This is a genomic window from Sorangium sp. So ce185 (assembly GCF_051526825.1).
GTDB lineage: Bacteria > Myxococcota_A > Polyangia > Polyangiales > Polyangiaceae > Sorangium > Sorangium cellulosum_D.
Map to the genome: position 1 here is coordinate 7105633 of NZ_CP150316.1, position 21539 is coordinate 7127171.

A 21539-nucleotide genomic window follows, 5' to 3' on the forward strand; every position below is an offset into this window, starting at 1 on the left:
GCCTACTGCATCCCAGGCGAGGATCCGGGCGCCGCCACGCTCAGTGGTCGCCGTCCGCGGTTTCCTCTTTCTTCGGCTTTTTGAAGTATCGAACGCGCTTCTGCTGGAGCGGATACCAGACGCTGTGCGGAACGATGGGTGTGGACTCGAACATCCGACCCGCGCCGGGCGCCTCGGCGCGGGTGAGCCCGACGGCGCGCGGGCCCGACGGCGGGTGGACGGCGGCGCCGGCGAGATCGGTATCGCCGCCGAGGGCCACCGAGAGCGGCCGGGGGAGATAGATCCGCGAGGAGCACCCGAGCCCCGCCAGGAAGTCCTGGAGCAGCTTCGCATCGCGCGGGTCCACGGGCGTCGGGGGCGGCGCCGAGGCGTCCGGCGACAGCGCGGGGTCCGGCGCGCTCGACGGGCCGGACGCGGCCCGCTCGACGTAGATCAGCATCCCGTCCTCGTCGTTGACCCCGAGCGCGGCCACGGCCCCCGCGCTGCTGTCGGCCCCCGTCGCGATCCGGACCGCGCCGCGCACCGGCGGGGTCGGCGAGGCCGAGAACGCCCCGGCCGAGTGCCAGATGCTCGACGCCCCGCCCTGGCCCGCGCCGGGCGCCCCGCCTCCGTCGCCGAGCACCGCCACGAGCGGGCCCGCCCCGGCCGGCGGGGGCGCCCCGGGCTCGCCCAGCGGGGCGGCCGCGACCGTCCGCGGGTCGACCTTGAGCACCCGCAGGCGCACGCCGGGCCGCGCGGGATCGGGGCGGATCTCGGTGATCGCGAGCGCGTACGGGAAGCCGTGCTGCGGGAGCCCCTGGGTGCGCCAGACGCCCTCCCCCGCCTCCGCCGGCGCGGCGCGCGGCGCGAGCGGCGGCCCCGGCAAGAGGTGCCGCAGCGTCATGTAGAAGAAATCGCGCGCCTCCCGCCGGATGTAACGGGGGAAGTTCATCAGGCCCATGCCGCGGATGAGCCGGCGGCCGCGGAACCGGTAGCCCGAGAGCCCCGAGACCTCGCCCTCCGCCTCCCATTCGCCCTGGAGCGGGCGCCCCAGCGCCGGCAGCTCGCCGCTCGGCGCCACGTGGTAGAACTCGAGCCCGCTGTGGCCCGCGTTCATGTCGAGCGCGATACCGTAGGAGCAGCGGGCCTGGATCATCGCCTGCGACAGCGCCTCCGGGCTCACGTCGGCGCCGTAGAAGTACGCGACGAAGCGCTCCCGGGTCAGGCAGATGCCGGTCCTGACCGTGTGCGTCTTGTCGGCCCAGCCGGGCGGCGTGCCCCCCCACCACGTGCGCCCGAACGGATTCCACTTCTCGTCCTGGACCATGACCGTCATGTTCTGGCGGTACGAGAGCATCCACTCGGGGACGGTCTCGTCCTCCGACCAGGTCCCGAAGAGCGTGCTGCCGTCGCGCCGGACGGCCACGGTCGCGGCGTACGGCTTCGGCGGCAGGTACATCACCCCGTCGGCCATCATGCCGAACTCGCCGTGCATCGCCTGGAAGCCCGCGTTCGACGCGGCGACCACGCGCTTCATGACCTCGGGCGTGCGCGGGATGAGCCCCGGCCCCGCCTCGCCCGTCGCGCCCTTGGGCTCCACCGTGCCCGCCATCATGTGGAGCTCCACCTGCCGCGGATCCCAGAGCGCGATGTAGACGCGCGTCGCCTTGCGCGAGCGGTCCGCCCGGATGAACGTGGTCATGAACGCCGGCGGGAGCCCGTCGAGCTTGCGGACGAAGGCGTCGCCGCCCTGCGGTTTCCACTGCCCCTCCCCGGGCAGCGCCGGCGTCACCCAGGGCTCGAGCGGCGCGGGCGGCCAGCCGATCTCGGGATCGATCGGGATCTGGCGGATGGGCGGATCCAGCGCGCTCTGGCCGAGATCCGCGGCGATGTCCTCGGCGCCCGTGTCGCCGGTCACCGCCTCCTTGTTGCGGAGGACGAAGTCGAGCGCCGTGAACGCCACGGCCTTGACCGTCTGCATCGCGGCGTCGCCGATCACCAGGCGCACCCGATCGACCGCCCAGGTGACGAGGTTCCCGGGCCGCGCGATCTCGAACGACTCGGCGCGGATCCACGCGGGCAGCGGCGCGTCCGCGCCGTGCAGCGGCAGGCGCGCCTCGCGGCCGTCCGCGCGGACGACGACGTCGCCGTCGCCCTCCAGCGCGACCGCGACGTCGACCGCGCTCGCGGCGCGGCGGCCCTCGTCGGGCGCCGCGGCGCCGGGGCCCTCCCCGGCGCCCGCAGCGGGGTCCTCCGCGGCGGGGTCCGCGCCGCGGGCGGGGTCGATCGCGAACGTCCGCCGGCCGATCCCGCGCAGCCGGCCGGTCGTCTGCCAGCTGGTGATGGCATGCTGGAGCCGCTCGATCGGCGACCAGTCGGCGCCGCCCGGGGGCGCCTGTCCGTCGAGGTCGAGCACGTGCACCGTGGGCGACGCCGCCTCGATCAGCGGGCGCGAGACGTACGCGAGCGCCTCGCGGCGGAGCACGGGCTTCGACTCGTCCGCGCCGCTCGTCTCCGTGAGGTTGTGGATGCCCGAGACGTCGAGCAGGACCCCCTCGGGCGAGAGCCGCGTGTCGACGAGGTAGAGGTCGGTGGGCTCCCCGCGGACGGCGCCGCGCGCGACGGCGCGCGCCTCGACGCCGAGCGGCCGGAAGCCGCCGCGCGGCGGGTCCACCCACACCACGTCGCCGGACGCGGCGGCGATGCCCCGCTCCGCGAGCTCCGCGACGAGCGCGGCCGATCGATCTCGAGCCCCTCCGCCCACGTCGGGCGCCATCGCCGCGGCCGCGGCCGCGCAGAGGACGATGATGCCGATGCGCTCGCGGCGCAGGGTGGGCGTTTTCGGGGACTGCATTCGCCTACAACGCGCGGAGGGCCGGGGCTCCTGCCCGAGCGGCCGAGGGCGCGCGAGAGCCCGCCGTTATCACCGTTTTTGTACCGCGGCCAGATTCGGGCGGGCGCCCGCGGAGCGGCGCTGCATGCGTCCGGCTCTAGCGTCCGCCGAACCGGCGGTGCTACATCGGGCGCTCGCCATGTCGAACGCTGACTCGCCCCCTCTCCGCCGCGATGAGGCGCTGACGATCGCGCGCCTCGCTCACCTCGATCTCTCCGCTGAGGAAATCGAACGCCTCACCGGTGATCTCGGCAACATCCTCAGCTACGTCCGGCAGCTCGAGGAGCTCGACGTCTCGGCGGTGCCGCCGACGGCGCACGTGCAGATCGAGCGGCTGCCGCTCCGCGCCGACGAGGAGGCGCCGAGCCTGCCGCGCGAGGTGGCCCTGCGGGAGGCGCCGCGGGTCGAGGACGACGGGTTCGCCGTGCCGGCGTTCGTGGACGAGGGGTGAGGCCGATGGATACAGCGATCCTCGACCGTTCGATCCCGGAGCTCGCGGCGCTCGTGCAGCGCGGCGAGGTGAGCGCCGAGGAGGTGGCCCGGGCCGCGCTCGCGCGCATCGAGCAGCGCGACGGCGCGCTCGGCGCGTTCCTCACCGTGCAGGGGGAGCAGGCCATCGAGGCCGCGCGCGCGCTCGACGCGAGGCGCGCGCGCGGCGAGGCGCTCGGCCTGCTCGCCGGCGTGCCGATCGGGCTCAAGGACGCGCTCTGCACCGAGGGCGCGCCGACGACCGCCGGCTCGAAGATCCTCACGCGGGCGCCGGCCGGCGGCGCCTCGAAGGCGCCCGACGCGGCGCGCGGGTACCGCCCGCCGTACGACGCCACGGTCGTCGCCCGCCTGCGCGAGGCCGGCGCGATCCTGCCGGGCAAGTGCAACATGGACGAGTTCGCGATGGGCTCGTCGAACGAGAACAGCGCCTTCGGCCCGGTGAAGAACCCGTGGGACCGGACGCGCATCCCCGGCGGATCGTCCGGCGGCAGCGCCGTCGCGGTGGCGGCGGGGATGACGGCTGGCTCGCTCGGCTCGGACACGGGCGGCTCGATCCGCCAGCCGGCGAGCCTCACCGGCGTGGTCGGCGTCAAGCCGACGTACGGCCGCGTCTCTCGCTACGGCCTCATCGCGTTCGCCTCGAGCCTCGACCAGATCGGGCCGTTCGCGCAGGACGTGAAGGGCGCCGCGCGGCTGCTCGAGGTGATCTCGGGCCGCGATCCGCGCGACGCGACGAGCCTCGACGCGCCGGTGGGCGCGTACGAGGCCGCGTGCGGCCGCGACGTCGCGGGCCTGCGCATCGGCGTGCCCGAGGAGTACTTCGCGAAGGGCATCGACAAGCAGGTCGAGGCGAAGGTGCGCGAGGCGATCGAGGGCCTGCGCGGGCTCGGCTGCGAGGTGAGGCCCGTGCACCTGCCGCACACGCGCTACGCCGTGGCGGCCTACTACATCGTCGCGACGGCCGAGGCGTCGTCCAACCTGGCGCGCTTCGACGGCGTGCGCTTCGGGCTGCGCGTCGACGGCGAGCGCGGCGGGAAGGCGGACCTCCAGGGCCTCTACGGCGGCACGCGCGGCGAGGGGTTCGGCCGGGAGGTGAAGCGCCGCATCCTGCTCGGCACGTACGTGCTCTCCGCGGGCTACTACGACGCGTACTACCTGCGCGCGCAGAAGGTCAGGACGCTCATCCGGCGCGATTTCGACGAGGCCTTCCGCGACGTCGACCTCATCGCGGCGCCGGTCTCGCCGACGGTCGCGTTCCGGCTCGGCGAGCGCGTCGACGACCCGCTCTCGATGTACCTGGCCGACGTCTACACGCTGCCCGCCAGCATGGCGGGGCTGCCCGCGATCAGCGTCCCGTGCGCGACCGCGCCGGCCCCCGACGGCGGGCCTCCGCTGCCGGTCGGCCTGCAGCTCATCGCGCCGGCGCTGGAGGAGGCGCGGCTCTTCAGGGCGGCCTACGCCTGGGAGCAGATCTCCCCGGTGCGCGGCCTGCGCGCGCCGGTCGCGTGACGGAGGGGGCGCGAGCGTGAGCTCCACGATCTCGGTGGCGGCGGCCGGCCCGGAGCACCTGGCCGGGCTCGAGGCGCTCTTCGAGGCCGCCGGCACGCCGTGCTACTGCCGCTACTACCACTTCGAGGGCACCAACAACGAGTGGCTCGCGCGGTGCTCGGACGGCCAGGGCGAGAACCGCCGGGAGTTCGCCGCGGCGCTCGCCGCGCGCAGCGACGAGGCGCGCGGCGTCGTGGCGCTCGCGCAGGGCGCGGCGGACGTGGTCGGGTGGCTCAAGGTCGCGCCCGCCGCGGCCGTGGCGAAGGCCTACGAGCGCCGCCTGTACCGGGGGCTGCCGTGCTTCGCGGGCGATCGCGCCGGCGTCTTCCTGATCGGGTGCGCCGTCGTGCACCCGCGCCATCGCCGGCGAGGCGTCGCCACCGCGCTCGTCGCCGGCGCGGTGGAGCTCGCGCCCGCCTGGGGCGCGCGCGCCCTCGAGGCCCTGCCCCGCCGCCCGCGGGAGCCGGTGAGCGACGAGGAGCTGTGGACCGGTCCGGTCTCCGCGTTCACGCGGAACGGATTCGTCGAAGTGCACACGTTCGAGCCGTATCCGGTCCTCCGCCGGACGCTGTGACGTCGCCGCGACGCGGATCTTGCGGCGAGGCGCGCCTCCGGTCGCGCTGCGCTTGCGCGCGCCGGCCGACCAGGTAGTGTCGCGCCCGCGCGCATGGCTCCCCCGTCCGAGCACCCCGACGCTCCGGCCAACGACCTTGCCGAGCAGAGCTCCTCCGCCGGCGTGGACCGCGCCGCGCCCGCCCCCGGCGCGGGCGCGGCGGCGAGCGGCCCCGGCGCGCCCGCTGCGCCGGCGTCCGCCGAAGCCTCGCCGCTCAGCCGGCAGGCGTCGTCGCGCCCGAGGGGCCGGGTCGTCGCCCTCACCGGCGCCGCGTCCTTCCTCGGGCGCAACCTCATCGGGATCCTCGAAGAGGACCCCGGCATCGCCCGCGTGGTGGCCATCGACATCAAGCCGCCGGACACGGGCGGCTCCAAGCTGCGCTTGCACACGATCGACCTGACGGCGCCCGCCTCGGAGGAGCGCGTCGCCGAGGTGCTCGCGGCCGAGCAGGTGGACACGCTCGTCCACCTCTGCTTCCTCTCGTCGCCGACCCCGGCGACGGCCTGGGCGCACGAGCTCGAGTCGGTGGGCACGATGCACCTGCTCCACGGCGCGCGCCAGGCGAGCCTGCGCAAGCTGATCCTCTGGAGCCAGACGATCCTCTACGGCGCGCACCCCACCAACCCCAACTTCCTCACCGAGAAGCACCCGCTCCGCGCCGATCCGGACGAGCGCTTCTTCGCGGACAAGATGGCCGCCGAGCGGGAGTTCAACGCCTTCGGCGCGAAGGCCAAGGGCACGACCGTCACCATCCTGCGGACCGCGCCGATCCTCGGGCCGACCGTCCAGAACTACCTCACCCGGTACCTGGCGCGGCGGCTGGTCATGACGATGCTCGGCTTCGATCCGCTGTGGCAGTTCATCCACGAGGTCGACGCGATCGCCGCCTTCAAGCTCGCCATCGACGGCGATTTCCCGGGCACGTTCAACATCGTGGGTGACGGCGTGCTGCCGGTCTCCACGATCGTGCGCCTCGCGGGCCGGACGCCGTTCCCGGTGCTGCACAGCGCGGCCGGCCCGCTCGTCGCCGCCCTCTGGGCCGCGCACGCGGCGATCGCGCCGCCCAGCTTCCTGCGCTACCTGCGCTACGTGTGCGTGGCGGACGGCGAGAAGGCGGCGCGGGTCATGGGGTTCCGGCCGGTGTACACCACGCGCGAGGCGCTCCTCGATTACATCAGCGCGCAGCGGCTGCGGGACGTGCGGCTCCTGCAGGAGACACCCGCGTGAGGCGGCTCGGGGGGTAGGGCATGGGCACGGAGCACGATCGAGAGCGCAAGGGAGCAGTGAACGGGCCGCCGGCGTCGACGCGGAAGCGCCCGGAGCGGCCGGGGTCGATGCCGGTCGTGCCGAGCATCGACGTCGAGGAGGAGGAGACCCGGTACCTGGCGCCGATCGGCCCGACGGAGGCCTCCGACGATCGCGAGACGCAGTCGTCCGAGGCGCACGCCCCGGTCGTGCCGGTGACCGCCGACGAGCTGCAGCGCCAGATCCGGGAGCTCGAGTCGCGGCTCAAGGGCGTGCTCGCCGGGAGCGCCCCGCAGGACGCAAGCGGCGGGGCCGCGGGCGGTCCCGAGACCGAGCGGAGCCCCCGCGAGGGCGGCGCGCCCGGCGAGCACGTCGGTCACGGCGGTCACTTCGGTCACCTCGGTTACGCCAGCGAGCCGCCGCTGTCCGAGCCCGGGACCGCGCGAGACGTCCTGTCGACCGATTTCTACCTGCGGCAGTGGGGTCGCGCCGGCCTGCGCAGCCGCTCGGAGGAGGTCGACGAGTTCGGCTTCGATCCCAAGTACGAGGCCCGGTACAGGCCGCTCTTCGACTTCCTGTACCGGCACTACTTCCGGATCGATCTCCAGGGCGTCGAGCACATCCCCGCCGAGGGGCGGTGCCTCGTGGTGTCGAACCACTCGGGCGGCCCCATCCCGTACGACGGGCTCATGCTGCGGGCCGCGGTGCGGCGGGAGCACCCCGCGCGCCGGGAGCTCCGCTGGCTGGCCGACGACTTCGTGTACTACCTGCCGTTCGCCGGCACGATCATGAACCGGCTCGGCGCGGTGCGGGCTTGCCAGGAGAACGCCGAGCGGCTGCTCGCGGGCGAGCGGCTCGTCGCGGTGTTCCCGGAGGGGGCCAAGGGCAGCGGCAAGCTCTACAAGGACCGCTACCAGCTCCAGCGGTTCGGTCGCGGCGGGTTCATCCGGCTCTGCCTGCGCACGCGCACGCCGCTCGTCCCGTGCGCCATCGTGGGGGCCGAGGAGACGAACCCGCTCTTTTACCGGGTCGAGCACGTCACGCGCGCGCTCGGCATCCCGTACCTGCCGATCACCCCCACGTTCCCCGCGCTCGGGCCGCTGGGCCTCGTGCCCGCGCCCACCAAGTGGAAGATCCGCATGGCCGAGCCGGTGCGGTTCGACGCCTACGGCCCCGAGGCGGCGGACGACCAGATCCTGGTGCGGCGCCTCGCCGAGCGGGTGCGCGTGACCATCCAGGGGCTCCTCGACGAGACCCTGGCCACCCGGAAGTCGATCTGGTTCGGATGAAGCAGACGGCGCCGGCGGCTCCTCCGCCCATGCCCGAGCACGCCGCGGAAGGGGCTCCGCCCCCCGCCCCCGAGCGGGCGGCGGCCGTGAGGCCGCGCCCTGAGGGCGTGCTGGTGATCGACAAGCCGCGCGGTCCCACGAGCCACGACGTCGTGGCCCGGCTGCGCCGCGCCCTCGGGGTGAAGCGCATCGGGCACGCCGGCACGCTCGACCCGATGGCGTCCGGCGTCCTCGTGGTGCTCGTCGGCGAGGCCACCAAGCTCGCCCCGTACCTGACCGCGCAGGACAAGCGCTACACGGCGCGGGTCGTCCTCGGGGTCGGGACGGACACCCTCGACGCCGACGGGGAGGTCACGGCGGCCCAGCCGCTTCCGGCGTGGCTCGACGAGGAGCTCGGCGCGCTCGCCGGGGCTGGCGGCCCCCCCGGCGGCGAGGCGCTCGCGGCGGCGGCGCCGCGCATCGCGGCGGCGCTCGACGCGGAGCGGTCGCGGCGGGAGCAGACCCCGCCGGCCTACTCGGCCATCAAGATCGCGGGGCAGCGCAGCTACGCCCTCGCGCGCGCCGGCCAGGCGGTCGATCTGGCGGCGCGGGCCGTCGAGGTCCGGTCGCTCGCGGTCTCCAGCGCCTCGCGCGGCGGCCCCGGCGCGCCCGACGCGGTCGCCACCCTCGACTTCGAGCTCGAGGTGAGCAAGGGCTACTACGTGCGCTCGCTGGCGCGCGACGTCGGCGCGCACCTCGGCGTGCCCGCGCACCTGTCCGCGCTCCGCCGCACCGCGAGCGGCGCCTTCACCGTGGCGCGGGCGGTGCCCCTCGACGCCGGCGCCGAGGCGCTGCGGGCGTCCCTGCGCCCGCTCGCCGAGGCCGCCGCCGAGAGCCTCCCCGTCGCCCGCCTGACCGAGGACGGCGCGCGCCGCGCCCGTCTCGGACAGCCGCTCACCGACGCCGACTTCTCCCTGGCTCCTGCGCACCCTGGCCCCGCTGTATGGCTCGATCCGGATGGACGCGTCGTCGCGCTCGGCGCCCCGGAAGCCGTCGAGGGTGCCGACGCCGAGGGCGCCGAACGCTCGCCAGCGCTGCCCGCGACTCGATTTTCCGTCCTGCGTGGTTTTTCTGGGGAAGATCGACGTCCGTGAAAATCCTGCTTGGTAGGGGAAAAACCACAACAGAGGGCAATTCCCTGGACTTCAGCAGATCCACGGATCATGTCATTGGACGAGCTCGGCGCAGACGCCCGAGCCTGGGAGTCTATCTTGCATCGAGTCCGGAGAAAGCGCGAGGATCCCTCATCTCCTGAGATTTCGCGCCCCGGTCCGGTTGCGCTCCCCTCGCCTGTTCCGTTACGATTCGTCCGTTAGGAGCCTCGGTTTGAGTCCCGATTTCGTTCCATTGCCAGCGCTCGGCGCTGCAGTTCTCTCCGCTGTACTTGGCTCGCTGTTCGTCGGCGCCGACACTGCACTGACGACGCTGAGCGCGACGAGGCTCGGCGCGCTGATTGAGCAGTCGACGGGCCCGACGAAGGCCGCCTACGAGCGGATTCGTCAAGAAGACGCCAAGCTTCGCTCGCGTTACCTGCTCGGCTGGGTCGTATCGACCAGCCTGACCGCCGCCTGCTTCGACCTCTTCTTCCGGCGGAGCTTCCCCGAGGTGGCCCTGCTCCTCGGGCTGGCGACGACGATCGTCGTCAGCGGGGCCCTGTACGAGGTGAGCTCGACGCTGGGCCGCAAGCACGCCGATCGGGCGGCGTCGATGGCGGTGCGCTTCTTGCGCCCGCTGGAGATCGCGATGCTGCCGCTCGCCGTGCCGCTCGGCTGGATCGGCTCCAGGCTGGGGCCGCGGGAGGGTGAGCAGCCGTCGGATCCGCGGGTCGCGGAGGCGGAGGTCGAGATCCTGGTCGATGAGGTCGAGCGCTCTGGCCTGTTCGGGCGAGAACCGGCGGAGATGATCCGGAATGTGCTCGAGTTCGCCGATCGCACGGCGCGGGACGTCATGGTGCCGCGCTCCAAGGTCGAGGCGATCGAGATCTCCACGCCGCTCGAGAAGGTGCTGGAGATCGTGACCGAGAGCGGTCACTCCCGGTATCCGGTGTACAAGGATCAGATCGACAACATCGCTGGTCTTCTCTATGCGAAGGACCTGTTCAAGGTCCTCGAGGAGCGGCGGCTCAAGAACACGACGCTCCGGGAGATCACGCGGAGCCCTGCCAATTTCGTCGCCGAGTCGCAGCCGCTCTCCTCGCTGCTGCGGGAGATGAAGAGCCGGCGACAGCACCTTGCCATCGTGGTCGACGAGTTTGGCGGGATGTCCGGGATTGTCACCCTGGAGGACGTGCTCGAGGAGATCGTGGGCGACATCCGGGACGAGCACGACGAGACGGACGATGGGGCGGCGATCCAGGACCTCGGCGACGGCCGTCTGGTCGCCGACGCGGCCGTGTCGATGAGCGATCTCTCGGCCTACCTGGGCGCGGAGCTCGACCGGGAGGGCAAGTACGAGTCGCTCGGCGGCATGCTCACACAGCATGTGGGCAAGGTGCCCGAGGTGGGCACGGCCGTGAGCAAGTTCGGGTTGCGCTTCATCGTGCGCGACAGCGACGAGCGTCACATCGGAAAGGTGGAGATCGTCCGTCCGCGAGCGATGGGCGCCGGCGGCGCGGCCTGAAGCGTTCGAGTCGCCCCGAACGGACGCCCTGAAGCTTCGTCTGGCCGGATGTGCGGCCCTGAAGCGGTCGAGACGGACAGGCGGTCTGAAGCGGTCGAGTCGTCCTGAACGGACGACCTGAAGCTATCGAGACGGGGGGCGGTCTGAAGCGGTCGAGACGACGGGCGGCCTGCTTTCAGCCGTCTTTCCGATCTGCCGTGGCCGAGCGGCGCGCGCCCGCACAGGAGACGGGCCCAGATCGGCGTTTTCGGCGCACAGGCGTACTCTCGTACGCCGAGCACCGAAAACGCCGAGGTGGGCCCGTATCCGCAGCGGGCGCGTGCCGCTCGACGGGCGCGTGCCGCTCAGCGGGCTAGGGAGATTTTGCGGAGCTCATTCGCGAGATCGTCGCCCTCTTTGATGAGGCCGGGCGTCTCGGTGGCGGGGTTGTCCTTGTTGCCCTCGAGGAGCTGGCGGACGTCGATCATCGCGCCGCGCAGCTTGAAGACGATCTGCTCGCTCGTGAAGGCAGCCACGGACTGAGGATCGACCGGAAGGGCCTGCAGGTCGCCGCCGGCGATGTCGCCCTTCGTCCAGCGGGTGGCCTCCTTCTCGGCGGGCTTGAGGCCCTGCTGCGTCCGCTCGAGACGGGTCACCGTGTACTTCGCCGGCCAGTCCTTGCCGAACGGGAACGGCGCCTTGTTCGGAACGAGCTCGGCCAGCGTCTTGTCGCCGTCCCGGCGGAAGACCACCGAGAAGTTCACCACCGGCTCGTCCGCCTCCTTCCACGACTTCTCGACGGGCCCCTGCGCCGCCGCGAGCAGGTTCTTGAGGCTGTCCTTCGTCTTGTTGAGATCCTGGACGGACGTGGTGTAGGCGAGCACCTGGCGCATCACCCGGCCCGGGAGGCTGCCGATCTGCTTCCCCTCCAGGTTGGTGGCGTCGAACGGGACGTTGATCGCGCCGAGCTCGGTCGTGAGCTGCGCGGGGAACTTCTTCTGCGCGAGCTCCGCGGCGGCGTCCTCGAGCTTCTTGTTCAGCTCCTGCATCTTCTCGTTCGCGGCGCGCACGTCCTTCTCGAGCGCCGCGGCGCCCTCGACGGCGGCCTTGCCGCGATCGCCGCGCTCCTTCGCGCCGCCGATCGCGAAGCCCACGGCGATGCCGACCAGGGCCGCGAGGCTCGCGTAGAGCGCCGTCTTCTTCGAGGCCTTCCGGCGCTCCTGCTCGACCTCCTCCCCGACCTCGACCTTGATGGTCTGCGCGGCCGCCGTCGGCTTCGGCGGGGGCGTCTGGATCACGGGGCGCGGCTGCTGCGCGAACGGAGGCAGCGGAATGCCTGGAGAGATGCCCGGCGGGGGCGCGATGCCTCCCACGGACGGCATCGGCGGCCGCGCGCTCGGCGAGGGCACGCCACCGGGGACCGGGCTCCCGTCGGGCGGCGGCCCCGATCCGGGCTGCGGGCCAGGCACGGGGAGGGGGACGGCCGCTCCCGGTGCCCCGCCAATCGACGTTTTGCCAAGCCGAGCCTTCAGATCGATTTTGCTCTTCTTCTTTTCTTCAGCCATCGGCTCCTCGGGGACGGGATCGCTGCACCACTTCGCCCTGAAACTTCCAGCCCGCCCGAGGGAACCGACCCACCACGGCCCGAACCGGAGCTGCTCCCGCGCGAGCGGCGACAGGAGGTGACACGGGCCGGCCTCCAGCGGACCGACATGGGAGCGGGCAGAAAAAGATCAGCAACACAACGGGAGCGTCGGGCGAGCGGACGACCCGCCGGGCACGTTAGCGGCGCGCCGCCTGGAATGTCAACGCGATGGCGATGCTGGCGCGGGATGTGTTTCGGCAGGCGATCGCCAGGCCGCTCCACCGCCGCGCGACGCCGCACCGCCGCCGCGATCCGCGGCAGCGCCCTCGCCGCGGAGTGAGGCCGCTCCCGACCGTGACGCAGGCGGTCATCGGCAGCATGGCCCTCCGCGGGGGGACCGGGTAGGAAGCAGGGGCGCATGGTCTCGTTCAAGTTCGGCGGGGGCCGGCAGGCGCCGCCCCCTTCTTCCCCCGGCGGGGGCCGGCAGGCCTCGCCGCCGCGGCGACCGCCGCTCCGGATGGAAACCCGGCGGGTGACGAGCTTTGATGGAACCGACATCGCCTACCGGGTGACGCCGCCGCCGTTCGAAGGGGCGAAGGTGGTGGTCCTCGTCAACGGGCTCGGCGGGCCCTACCTCGCCTGGCGGGCGCAGATCGAGTACCTCGCCGACCAGTACCGCTTCATCACGTGGGACTACCGCGGGATGTACGCGTCGAAGCGCCCGTCGCCGGACGCTCCGGACGCCTACGCCGTCGCGCGCCACGTCCGCGACCTGGAGGCGGTCCTCGCGGCCGAGGGGGTGCGGCACGGCTCGCTCATGGCGTGGAGCATGGGCGTCCAGGTCGCGCTCGAGGCGTTCCGCCGGCTCCCGGGGTTCGCCGCGAACCTGGTCCTGCTGAACGGAACGCATCGCCCGCCGCTCGAAACGATGGGGCCGCTGCCGGGGCTCGGGCGGCTGTTCCCGCCGCTCGTGGCGCTCGCCGCGCGCGCGCACACGGCCGCGAGCCGCGTGACGCGTCGCACGATCGGCCAGGCGGACGCCGTGACGTGGCTGAGGCGGCTGGGGCTGCTCGGGAAGACGCTCGACGGCGAGGTGTTCGCGGAGCTGGTGGAGCCGTTCGGCGAGGTGGACCTGGAGGCGTTCCTCCGGAACCTGCGCGCGCTGGGGACGCACGACGCCGAGGAGGTGCTCGAGCACGTCGAGGTCCCCACGCTGCTCATCACCGGCGACCGGGACGCGTTCACGCCCCGGGCGCTGGTCCAGTCGATGGCGCGGCGTGTTCCGCTGGCCGAGATCCTCGTGGTCCGCGGGGGGACCCATACGACCGCGCTGGAGTTTCCGGAGCTCGTCTCGCTCCGGATCGAGCGGTTCTTCGCGGATCACGGGTTCTAGGTCCTCGCCCCCGTCCCCGTCTTCCGTCTCCCGTCTGCGTCTGGCCTCCGCGTGCGCGTGCGCGTGCGCGCTCCCCATGAACGGATGACGCGTAGGAGCGCACGAAGAGGAGCACGGCGACGACACGACGAGGCGCGGACGAACACGGTCACGCGCACGCGCACGCGCACGCGCACGCGCACGCGCACGCGCACGCGCACGAAGAGGAGCACGGGGACGGAGGACGGAAGACGGAAGACGGGGGACGGAAGACGGGAGAGGTGAGACGTGACGACGGATACCGGCGGGGCTCGCCGCTTACTTCCGCAGCAGATCCGCAAACGGATTGTTCCGGAACCCCCCCGCCGAGCCGCCCTGCCCCTGCCCCTTCCCTTGCCCCTGGGTCGGCCTGCGGCCGTCGTTGCGGCCCCGCGCGTCGCCAGCCGGCGGGCCGCCCGCCTGGGGGCGCGCGCCGGCGGGGGCGCCGCCCTTCTTCGCCGTCAGCGAGATGCGCTTGCGCACGAGGTCGACCTCCAGCACCCGCACCTTGATCTTCTCGCCGACCTTCGCGACCTCGTTCGGATCCTTCACGAACCGATCCGCGAGCTGCGAGACGTGCACGAGGCCGTCCTGATGGACGCCGATGTCGACGAAGGCGCCGAACGCCGTCACGTTCGTCACCACGCCCTCGAGCTCCATACCCGGCTTGAGATCCTCCATCGTCCGCACGTCGTCGCGGAAATTCGGCGGCTCGAACGTGGCGCGCGGGTCGCGCCCGGGCTTCTTCAGCTCGCTCAGGATGTCGTTCAGCGTGAACGAGCCGACGTCGCCGGACTCGTACTTCTTGGGATCGATCCGCGCGATCGCCGCCGTGTCGCCGATGAGCGACCCGACCGGCACGCCGAGATCCGTCGCGATGCGCTCGACGAGGCCGTAGCGCTCCGGGTGCACCGCGCTCGCGTCGAGCGGGTGCTCCCCTCCCCGCACCCGGAGGAAGCCCGCCGCCTGCTCGAACGTCCGCGGGCCGACGCCGGCCACGTCGAGCAGCCCCTTGCGGCTCTTGAACGCGCCGTGCAGGTCGCGGTGGGCGACGATCTTCTTCGCGAGGCTCGGGCCGATGCCTGCGACGCGGGCGAGCAGCGGGGCGCTCGCGGTGTTGAGCTCGACGCCGACCAGGTTGACGCAGCTCTCCACCACCTCGTCGAGCTTCCGCGCGAGCAGGCCCTGGTAGACGTCGTGCTGGTACTGGCCCACGCCGATGCTCTTCGGGTCGACCTTCACGAGCTCCGCGAGCGGATCCTGCAGCCGCCGGGCGATGCTGATCGCGCCGCGCACCGTGAGGTCGAGGTCGGGGAACTCCTCGCGCGCGACGTCGCTCGCCGAGTAGACGCTCGCGCCCGCCTCGCTCACCGGGACGCAGTACAGCTTCTCCGTGGGTCGCGGATCGGCGTTCGCCGTCTGCTCCTTCAGACCCTCCGACGCGAGCACGTCCTTCACGAACGCCTCGGTCTCGCGGCCGTGCGTGCCGTTGCCCACCGCGACCGCGCGGAGCGGGTACTTGCGGCAGATGCGGCGCAGGTCCTGCCGCGCGCGCTCGAGCGCGTCGCTGCTGCCGACCAGGTAGATCGTCGTGTGCTCGAGGAGCTTGCCGGTCTCGTCGACGACGGCGCACTTGCAGCCGGTGCGCTGGCCCGGGTCGATGCCGAGCACCGCCTTCGTGCCGAACGGCGCCGCGAGGAGGAGCTCGCGGAGGTTCTGGGCGAAGACCTCGACCGCGGCGCGATCGGCCTGCATCTTGAGGTCGACGCGCACGTCGCTCTGCACCGCCGGGAGCAGGAGCCGCTTCACCGCGTCGTCCGCGGCCTTCGTGAGCTCGCCGGCCCACGGCGATTTCGGCTTCAGCCCCACCGCCGCGTGGATGGGCGGGACGAGCGGCTCGGGCGCGAGCTCGATCGCGGCGCGGAGCACGCCCTCGGCCTCGCCGCGGCGGATCGCGAGGTAGCGGTGCGACGGGATGTTCGCGACGGGCTCCTCGAAGCTCGCGTACATGTCGAACTTCGTCTGCTTGCCCTCGTGCTCCTCGTTCTTCTGGACCTTGATGACGCCCTCCTTCGCGTAGGCGTCGCGGACGAGCTTGCGCACGTCGGCGTGCTCGGCGATGCGCTCGGCGCAGATGTCGCGCGCGCCGGCGAGGGCGGCCGCCGTGTCGGGGACCTCCTTCTCGGCGCTGACGAAGGCGCGGGCCTCCTCCTCGGGGCTGCCGTCCGCCGCCTGCGACCACATGCGATCCGCGAGCGGCTCGAGCCCCCGCTCCTTCGCGATGATCGCGCGCGTGCGGCGCTTCGGCTTGAAGGGCAGGTAGAGGTCCTCGAGCTCGGCCTTGGTGCGGCAGGCGCGGATCTTCGACGCGAGCGCGTCGGTGAGCTTGCCCTGCTTCTGGATCTCCGAGAGCACCGTGCCGCGGCGCTCCTCGAGCTCGAGGAGGTAGGCGCGGCGCTCCTCGATCGCGCGGATCTGCACCTCGTCGAGCCCGCCGGTCGCCTCCTTGCGGTAACGGGCGATGAACGGCACCGTCGCCCCCTCGGCGAGCAGCTTGGCCACCGCCGAGACCCCCTGGCGCGGGAGGCTCAGCTCCTCGGCGAGGAGCGGGACGGGATCGAACGAGCCGTCCGTGCGGCTCGGGACAGCGACAGGGCTCTGCGTCTCAGTCATGGGCGCGGCATACGCGCAGGGTGCACGCGCGTCCAGGCTTGACTTGCGGGCCGCCTCAGCCGGCCGCCGCGATGACCTCGCCGTCGCGCAGCACGGCCATCGCGCGCGGCGCGCCCCAGGGCTGCACGATCGCGTTCTCGTGCGGCAGGTCCCAGACGGCGAGATCGGCGCGGAGCCCCGGCCGCACGGCGCCGCACACGCCGCCGAGGCCGAGCGCGGCCGCCGCCTCGCGCGTCGCGCCCAGGATCGCCTCGGCGACCGTGAGGCCGTAGAGGCGCACCGCGAGCGCGAGCGCGAGCGGGAGGCTCTCGGTCGGCGCCGTGCCAGGGTTCGCGTCGCTGCCGACGATCAGCGGGACGCCGGCGGCCCGGAGCGCTGCGACGGGCGGGGGCTCCTGCCGCAGCGTGAAGCTCGCCACCGGCAGGAGCGCGGCGGCGACGCCCGCCCGGGCGAGCGCCGCGATGCCCGCGGGCGCGACGTGCTCGAGGTGATCCGCCGACGCGGCGCCGAGATCGGCCGCGAGCTCGGCGCCGCCCACGTCCGCGAACTGCCCGACGTGCACGCGCACGCCGAGCCCCAGCGCGCGCGCCCGCTCCAGCACCGGCCGCGCCTCGGCGACCGAGAACGCGCTCCGGTCGACGTAGGCGTCGACGTAGCGCGCGAGGCCGGCCGCGGCGATCGCGGGCAGCCAGGAGCGCGCGACGACGCCGGCGTAGGCGGCGCGGTCGCCGCCGGCCTCCGGCGGCAGCGCGTGCAGGGCGAGGTACGTCGGCACGACGCGGGGCAGGCGCGCGTCCCTCCCCGCCTCGGCGACCGCCTCGAGCTGCTTGCGCTCCGAGGCCTCGTCGAGGCCGTAGCCGCTCTTCGCCTCCACGGCGGTCACGCCGAGCGCCGCCATCCGGCGGAGGCGGGCGCGGAGCGCGCCGGCGAGCTCGCCGGCCGTCGCGGCGCGCACCGCGCGCATGCTCGCGACGATGCCGCCGCCCGCCGCGGCGATCGCCTCGTAGTCGCCGCCGGCCATGCGGACCGCGTACTCCGCGTCCCGCGAGCCGACCCAGGGCGCGTGCGTGTGACCGTCGATGAGCCCGGGCGTGACGACCCCCGCGGCCTCGATCGCGACCGGCACGCCGGCCTCGGATCGGAGCACCTCGCGCCGCGGCCCGACCGCCTCGACGGCGCCGCCCCGCACGACGATCGCGGCGTCCTCGATGACCCCGAGCGTGTCGCCGGCCGTGGCGCGGGAAGGATCGCACGTGACGAGCCGGCGAGCGACGATCGCGAAGCGGCCGCCGCTCAGGAGAGGGCCTCGAGGAGACGGCGTCGGCCGATCCGGGTCAGGTCGCGGGAGAACCATCAGGGCCTCGTGGTGGCTGCCAGCATCACGGCGCGGGCCAGCTCAGGTGCGCTCCCCGCCCTCGCTCCCGCCGGTATAGCCGATGAGCCCTCGCCGCGCCTCGGCGTCGCCGTCGAAGAAGATCCGTCCTGCGCCCGGCGAGAAGCGCACGGGCGCCGCGGGGCGAGCGCGGCCGTCGGAGCGCGTCGCGGCATGCGCGACCGCTCCTCCGTGAGCGTCGGCGCGTCTCCTGAACGCGCTCGATGCTCCGAGACCTCCGCCGGCGCGCGGCGGGCTGGAGAAACGCCAATTGAAGTGACGACATAAGCGTCACAAACATGGAACTTTGACCGATTGAGTTAACAGTCTATCTTCCACTTGGTGGCGGCGCATACGAAGCGAGCCCACCAGCGCGCTGCGGGCGTGGTCTGTCCGCGTGCTGCCGGCAATTCGGCATGACGGCGATGAGGCTGCTTTCCGCGGCCGCAGCGCGCCATGCCGCTCCAACAACCATGCAGCAAGACTGCGGGCCGTGCTCACGGCCCTTCGCGAGGTATTGAAATGCATCCTTCCAGGTATACCGCAGTGGTCCGCGTCTTCTCGATAGCGCTCCTCGGGTCGCTCTGCGCCGTCGGCTCGCCGGGGTGCAAGGCCGAGGAGGGAGCAGAGATCGCGGGCGGGGAGACGTCGGTCCAGCGGGTGCACCACGGCTCGGTGCTGATCGAGGAGCGCTTCGCCGCGCCGGAGCACGACCTCCTGTGGGTCCGCGCCGATCGACCTCTCCAGATCGAGTTCGCCATGAAGCAGGGTCAGGCGACCTTCGCGGGCGGCGAGGCGCGTCAGGCCGTCTCGGTCTCGTCCGATGGCTTCGTGCGCCTGCCGGCCATCCAGGCGGGGCCCGCGCACGACGAGAGCTTCATCGCGGTGTCGGTCGACGGCGCCGTGCTCTTCGATGATCTCCGCGTGGCCACGCTGCCCGAGGGCGCCGTGGCGCAGCTCGGCGAGCTCGCCGCGCCGAGCTCGGACGCGTTCGTCGCGCTGAGCGATCGCTTCGCGATCGTAGATGAGGTGGTGTTCGCGGACGACGCCGGGTGGTCCGGCAAGCGCGTATCGAGCGAAGACGACGAGGGCGACGGCGCCGGGATCGAGGCGCGCGGGCTCTGTGTCCGGGCAGCGTGGGGCCCCGGCCGGGTGGAGTGGTCGATCTCCAACCCTTCGAGCTGGGGCTACTCCGTCAAGCCGGAGACCACGACGAGCCTCGTATGGGCCGCCTCGCCCGGCCAGGACATCGACGGCATCTACAACAGCAGCTGGGGCTGCGGGACCGCCTACAAGGTGCCTGACTCGTGCACCGCGACGGTCACGAACAGCGGCATCTCCTGCTGCTGCAACGCCGCGATGGCAGCGCTCGGCCATGTCTGTGCCTGGGTCAACCCCGGCGCGATCGGCTGGGCGAACTGCCCCTTGTGAGGGCGAGGCCCGCCGCGCGCTCCGCGTCGTTCCTCACGGGCCCTCGGGCGGAGTGATCGAGGACGGGAGCCAGCGATCGCAGCGGCGATGAGGCCGTCGCGCGCGCGATCTCACGTCGCCGCCCCGGCCGCGCGCGCGGCCTGCGCCCGCTCGATGTCCGCGAGCACCGCCCGCGACGCGGGCCCGCCGACGACGTCGGCGAGCGCCTCGGGCGACGCGACCGGTCGCGGCGGGCAGCTGCGGCGCAGCTCGAGGCAGCGGCCGGCCGCCTCGGCGCAGCGCTCGCGGAAGCGCGGATCGCGCTCGGCCCTGCGCACGAGCGCCTCGTGCGCGCGATCCTGCAGGTCCTCGTCCTTGCAGACGAGCAGCGCGTCGCAGCCGGCCTCGATCGCCGCGGTGGCGGCCTCCTCGACCGGACGGTGCGCCGCGATCGCGGCCATCTCGAGGTCGTCCGAGAAGAGCACGCCCCGAAAGCCGATCTCACCGCGCAGGAGGCCGGTGCAGACGGCCCGGGAGAGCGTCGCCGGCACGCCCGGATCGAGCGCCTCGACGACGATGTGCGCCGTCATCAGCGACGCGACGCCGGCGCGGCAGGCGGCGCGGAACGGCGGCAGCTCGATCTCCTCGAGGCGGCCGCGGCCGTGGGCGATGGTCGGGAGCGCGAGGTGGCTGTCGAGCGCGGTGTCGCCGTGCCCCGGAAAGTGCTTGCCGCACGCGAGCACGCGCTCCTCCTGGAGCCCCTCCAGGAACGCGACGCCGCCCTGCGCGGCGGTGCGCGGGTCGCGGCCGAACGCGCGATCGCCGATGATCGGATTCGCGGGGTTCGAGTCGACGTCGAGCACGGGGGCGAAGTTCAGGTTGATGCCGACGGCCCGGAGCTCGGCCGCGACGGCGCGCGCCGCGCGGCGCAGCAGCGGGAGATCCAGGAGATCACCGAGCGACCGCATCGGCGGCAGCTTCAGGAACGGCGCGGGGAGCCGCGTGACGCGGCCCCCCTCCTGGTCGATGCCGAGGAAGGGCGGCCGATCCGGGCCGCACGCCGCGGCGAGCGCCGAAGAGAGCCGCAGCGTGGCGGCCATGTCGGGGACGTTGCGCCGGAAGAGGATCGCGCCGCCCCTCCGCCCCTCGGCGAGCGCCCGGAGGTACCGGGCCGGCGGCTCGGCGCCGTCGAAACCGCCCACGATGAGCTGACCACACAGGACCTCGAGCGCCAGATCGAGCTGCACCGTCCACCACCTCTCGCGCGGCGCAGGCGCGTGGCTGGCCGCAGGGTCCGTTCGTAAACGACTCGGGCCGACGAGGCCACTTTTGAGGGGCGCGCCGGCAGCGAGCCCCGCGCCGCGGCCAGCTCGGTCAGAACCGGAGCGCGATCTTGCCGAAGTGTCCGCCGCTCGCCATGTGGTCGAGCGCCTGCCGGATCTCGGTGAAGGGGAACACCCGGTCGACCACCGGCCGGAGCCCGTTCGCCGCGATCGCGCGGTTCATGTCCTCGAACATCGCGCGCGAGCCGACGAAGATGCCCTGCGCGGCGATCTGCTTCATCAGGAAGGGGAACAGGTTGAGCGCCGGCGCGCCGCCCGAGAGCACGCCGATGAGGCTCACCCGACCGCCGACCCGCACCGCGCGGAGCGACCGGGCGATCGTGCCCTCGCCGCCCACCTCGATCACGTGATCCACCCCCGCGCCGCCGGTGAGCGCGAGCACCTGCGTGTCCCAGTCGGGCGTCGTGCGGTAATTGATGGTCTCCGACGCGCCGAGCGACCGCGCGCGCTCGAGCTTCTCGTCGCTGCTCGAGGTGACGATGACGCGGGCGCCCGCGGTCCGGGCGAGCTGGAGCGCGAGGATCGAGACGCCGCCCGTCCCCTGCACGAGCACCGTGTCGCCCGCCTTGAGGTGGCTCGACGCGAAGAGCGCGTTCCAGGCGGTCACCGCGGCGCACGGCAGCGTGGCCGCCTCCTCGTCCGTGAGGTGCGGCGGGACCGCGACGACCCCCTCCTGATCCACGAGCACCTGCTCCGCGAGCACCCCGGGCAGCTCCCCGCCGAGCGCCGCCTTCGTCTTGGCCCAGGAGATCTCCCCGTCGATCCAGCGCTGGTGGAAGATCGGGGACACGCGATCGCCCACCTTCACCCGCGTCACCCCCTCCCCCGCGCCGATCACCTCGCCGACCCCGTCGGAGAGCGGGACGAGCGGCAGCGAGAACTTCGGGTTGTAAAGGCCCTTCGTCACGAGCAGGTCGCGGTAGTTGAGCGACGCGGCCTTCATCCGGAGGACGATCTGCCCGGGACCGGGCTTCGGATCCGGAAGGTCCATCGGGCGGAGCGCGTCGAGGCCGAACGAACCCTGAATGGCGAACGCTTTCATGCGGATCCTC

At 73.3% G+C, this 21539-nt stretch carries 15 protein-coding genes; 9 read left to right on the plus strand and 6 right to left on the minus strand.

Annotated features, from left to right (window positions below; all coding sequences use genetic code 11):
- Window positions 1-40 precede the first annotated feature (40 nt).
- Window positions 41-2833 (minus strand): hypothetical protein, encoded by a 2793-nt coding sequence (locus WMF26_RS25800; RefSeq protein WP_437994839.1) that lies wholly within the window; start codon window positions 2831-2833, stop codon window positions 41-43.
- Window positions 2834-3011: 178 nt separating this feature from the next.
- On the opposite strand from WMF26_RS25800, the gene gatC reads away from it, so the two are divergent.
- From gatC to WMF26_RS25835, 7 genes are all read left to right on the plus strand, one after another.
- A complete protein-coding gene (gatC, locus tag WMF26_RS25805; RefSeq protein ID WP_012236913.1) occupies window positions 3012-3323 on the plus strand; it encodes an Asp-tRNA(Asn)/Glu-tRNA(Gln) amidotransferase subunit GatC in 312 nt (103 codons plus the stop codon).
- Window positions 3324-3328: 5 nt separating this feature from the next.
- Window positions 3329-4870, plus strand: a complete 1542-nt coding sequence (gene gatA / locus WMF26_RS25810; protein ID WP_437994840.1) for an Asp-tRNA(Asn)/Glu-tRNA(Gln) amidotransferase subunit GatA — start codon at window positions 3329-3331, stop codon at window positions 4868-4870.
- A gap of 16 nt (window positions 4871-4886) precedes the next feature.
- Window positions 4887-5483, plus strand: coding sequence for a GNAT family N-acetyltransferase (locus WMF26_RS25815; protein ID WP_437948862.1), 597 nt, complete (start codon window positions 4887-4889; stop codon window positions 5481-5483).
- A gap of 93 nt (window positions 5484-5576) precedes the next feature.
- Window positions 5577-6749 (plus strand): NAD-dependent epimerase/dehydratase family protein, encoded by a 1173-nt coding sequence (locus WMF26_RS25820; RefSeq protein WP_437994841.1) that lies wholly within the window; start codon window positions 5577-5579, stop codon window positions 6747-6749.
- Between the two features lie 20 nt (window positions 6750-6769).
- Entirely contained in the window at window positions 6770-8056 is a 1287-nt protein-coding gene (locus WMF26_RS25825; protein ID WP_437322311.1) for a lysophospholipid acyltransferase family protein, read from the plus strand.
- Window positions 8053-9189 carry a tRNA pseudouridine synthase B gene (locus WMF26_RS25830; protein WP_437994842.1) on the plus strand — a complete coding sequence of 379 codons (1137 nt, stop codon included), beginning with the start codon at window positions 8053-8055 and terminating at the stop codon, window positions 9187-9189. Before WMF26_RS25825 ends, WMF26_RS25830 begins: the two co-directional genes overlap by 4 nt.
- 181 nt (window positions 9190-9370) lie before the next feature.
- The gene (locus tag WMF26_RS25835) at window positions 9371-10714 is read left to right on the plus strand and encodes a hemolysin family protein (protein ID WP_437994843.1); all 1344 of its coding nucleotides are present in this window, start codon (window positions 9371-9373) and stop codon (window positions 10712-10714) included.
- Window positions 10715-11058: 344 nt separating this feature from the next.
- Here the strand turns inward: WMF26_RS25835 and WMF26_RS25840 are convergent, their stop codons facing one another.
- Entirely contained in the window at window positions 11059-11991 is a 933-nt protein-coding gene (locus WMF26_RS25840) for a formin (protein ID WP_437948864.1), read from the minus strand.
- Window positions 11992-12696: 705 nt separating this feature from the next.
- Here WMF26_RS25840 and WMF26_RS25845 point away from each other — a divergent pair.
- Window positions 12697-13671, plus strand: coding sequence for an alpha/beta fold hydrolase (locus WMF26_RS25845; RefSeq protein WP_437994844.1), 975 nt, complete (start codon window positions 12697-12699; stop codon window positions 13669-13671).
- Between the two features lie 297 nt (window positions 13672-13968).
- Here the strand turns inward: WMF26_RS25845 and WMF26_RS25850 are convergent, their stop codons facing one another.
- Together WMF26_RS25850 and hutI are read right to left on the minus strand one after the other, a co-directional pair.
- On the minus strand, window positions 13969-16362 hold the full coding sequence (locus tag WMF26_RS25850; protein ID WP_437994845.1) for a Tex family protein: 2394 nt from the start codon (window positions 16360-16362) through the stop codon (window positions 13969-13971).
- A 55-nt stretch (window positions 16363-16417) separates the two neighbouring features.
- The gene (gene hutI, locus WMF26_RS25855; protein ID WP_437994846.1) at window positions 16418-17716 is read right to left on the minus strand and encodes an imidazolonepropionase; all 1299 of its coding nucleotides are present in this window, start codon (window positions 17714-17716) and stop codon (window positions 16418-16420) included.
- Window positions 17717-18256: 540 nt separating this feature from the next.
- Here hutI and WMF26_RS25860 point away from each other — a divergent pair.
- The gene (locus WMF26_RS25860; RefSeq protein WP_437994847.1) at window positions 18257-19165 is read left to right on the plus strand and encodes a hypothetical protein; all 909 of its coding nucleotides are present in this window, start codon (window positions 18257-18259) and stop codon (window positions 19163-19165) included.
- Between the two features lie 110 nt (window positions 19166-19275).
- Here the strand turns inward: WMF26_RS25860 and nagZ are convergent, their stop codons facing one another.
- Together nagZ and WMF26_RS25870 are read right to left on the minus strand one after the other, a co-directional pair.
- Window positions 19276-20391, minus strand: a complete 1116-nt coding sequence (nagZ, locus tag WMF26_RS25865) for a beta-N-acetylhexosaminidase (protein ID WP_437994848.1) — start codon at window positions 20389-20391, stop codon at window positions 19276-19278.
- 127 nt (window positions 20392-20518) lie between these two features.
- The gene (locus WMF26_RS25870) at window positions 20519-21529 is read right to left on the minus strand and encodes a zinc-dependent alcohol dehydrogenase family protein (RefSeq protein ID WP_437994849.1); all 1011 of its coding nucleotides are present in this window, start codon (window positions 21527-21529) and stop codon (window positions 20519-20521) included.
- Window positions 21530-21539 lie beyond the last annotated feature (10 nt).

Excerpts from the sequence above, each read along its gene's own strand:
- WMF26_RS25820 (WP_437994841.1), top strand. The coding sequence starts at position 5,577 with ATGGCTCCCCCGTCCGAGCACCCCGACGCTCCGGCCAACGACCTTGCC.
- WMF26_RS25870 (WP_437994849.1), bottom strand. The coding sequence starts at position 21,529 with ATGAAAGCGTTCGCCATTCAGGGTTCGTTCGGCCTCGACGCGCTCCGC.
- WMF26_RS25845 (WP_437994844.1), top strand. The coding sequence starts at position 12,697 with ATGGTCTCGTTCAAGTTCGGCGGGGGCCGGCAGGCGCCGCCCCCTTCT.
- WMF26_RS25850 (WP_437994845.1), bottom strand. The coding sequence starts at position 16,362 with ATGACTGAGACGCAGAGCCCTGTCGCTGTCCCGAGCCGCACGGACGGC.
- WMF26_RS25860 (WP_437994847.1), top strand. The coding sequence starts at position 18,257 with ATGCATCCTTCCAGGTATACCGCAGTGGTCCGCGTCTTCTCGATAGCG.
- WMF26_RS25800 (WP_437994839.1), bottom strand. The coding sequence starts at position 2,833 with ATGCAGTCCCCGAAAACGCCCACCCTGCGCCGCGAGCGCATCGGCATC.
- hutI (WP_437994846.1), bottom strand. The coding sequence starts at position 17,716 with ATGGTTCTCCCGCGACCTGACCCGGATCGGCCGACGCCGTCTCCTCGA.
- WMF26_RS25830 (WP_437994842.1), top strand. The coding sequence starts at position 8,053 with ATGAAGCAGACGGCGCCGGCGGCTCCTCCGCCCATGCCCGAGCACGCC.
- gatC (WP_012236913.1), top strand. The coding sequence starts at position 3,012 with ATGTCGAACGCTGACTCGCCCCCTCTCCGCCGCGATGAGGCGCTGACG.
- WMF26_RS25825 (WP_437322311.1), top strand. The coding sequence starts at position 6,770 with ATGGGCACGGAGCACGATCGAGAGCGCAAGGGAGCAGTGAACGGGCCG.
- gatA (WP_437994840.1), top strand. The coding sequence starts at position 3,329 with ATGGATACAGCGATCCTCGACCGTTCGATCCCGGAGCTCGCGGCGCTC.